The organism is Aetokthonos hydrillicola CCALA 1050 (assembly GCF_017591665.1).
Taxonomy (GTDB): domain Bacteria; phylum Cyanobacteriota; class Cyanobacteriia; order Cyanobacteriales; family Nostocaceae; genus Aetokthonos; species Aetokthonos hydrillicola.
Map to the genome: position 1 here is coordinate 1 of NZ_JAAKGC010000425.1, position 1,207 is coordinate 1,207.

The 1,207-nt window shown below is 65.5% G+C and carries 1 protein-coding gene; it reads right to left on the bottom strand.

Annotated elements, in window-relative coordinates; genetic code table 11:
- Positions 1 to 416: 416 nt before the first annotated feature.
- The coding region (gene amrB / locus G4P69_RS38520) for an AmmeMemoRadiSam system protein B (protein ID WP_208355291.1) at positions 417 to 1,207 on the bottom strand (791 nt) is incomplete at its 5' end.

Sequence of the window (1,207 nt, forward strand, 5' to 3'; positions counted from 1 at the left end):
AGAGACGACCCGCACCTTCACCGGCTTTGTGTGGCCCAACGTGCCGCACGCGGTGTCGGGGCTGTTCCGCGGCTTTTGGAGCGGCCTCCTGCCGCCGATCATCCTCGGCGTCGGCGCGGGGCTGTGGAGTTCGAGCCACAAGCGGATCCCACCGGGGTTCTGCTTGAGATGCGGGTATGACCTTCGGGGGACGCCGCCCAGCGCCGTCTGCCCCGAATGTGGCGACGCTTCATCACCCGGGACCCCTGCAAAGGCAGCTCCGTCCGAGCCCTGAGCGCGAGCTCAGGGACACCATCCGAATGCCCTTTGCATCAATTGTTGTGCGGGGTTGTCGCACGGTGGCCCTGAGCTCGCGCTCAGGGCTCGGACGGACTTCGGGCTCGGACGGACAAACGCACCGTCGCACCCCGCAGGTGCTACTCCACCACCCCCGCATAACTCGTCACAAACGCCACGCCCTGCTGGTCGCCCACGCCGGCGTAGTTCAGCCGCGTCACCGCCTTCGCATCCGTCACTTTCAGCATCGCCACCAAGTTCCCCACGCTGCACCACCTTGTGGGGTTCTGCTGCCAGGCCATGCTGCTGACGAGGTCTTCGGGCTTGCCCTGTTCCACCAGCGCCAGCATCTCCTGGTCGTGCCCCAGCACCTTCTGGCGGAAGGCGTCGGCTTCCGGCGTTTCGCCCATGATGGGCGTCTTGTCGCCGAAGGATTGGCCGATGTGGCTGAGGTCGGCGGAGGCGACGATGAGGGTCTTGCCCTTGCTCTCGCTGATGGTCTGCTTCAGCGCTTCGATGAAGGGGAGGATGCCCAGGCCGAGGTTGTCGTAACTCTCGCCGTTGTTCATCGCCGGGTCGTGGACGAGGATGCCGACGACCTTCGGCATCGCACCGGTTTTCTTGTCGGCGAAGACGTGCTGCACCCAGGGGATGTGCAGTTCAACCGAGTGCTCGCGCTCGTGGTCGTAGCGGTCTTTCAGCAGTTTCGCGGCGTTTTCTGCACCCAGTTTCGCCTTCAGCAGGTTGAGGAAGTCGGCGTCCAGCGGGCAGGTGCCCAGCGGGGATTCGTAGCCCTTATCGCACGCCGTGCCGCCGGTGCCGCTGCCGAAGTGGTTGGTGCCGAGGATGACGATGCGCTCGGGGGCATCGACGACGCGCATGCGCCCGTAGACGTGGGCGTCGTTCATCCATCCGCGCCAGTAGTCAAGGG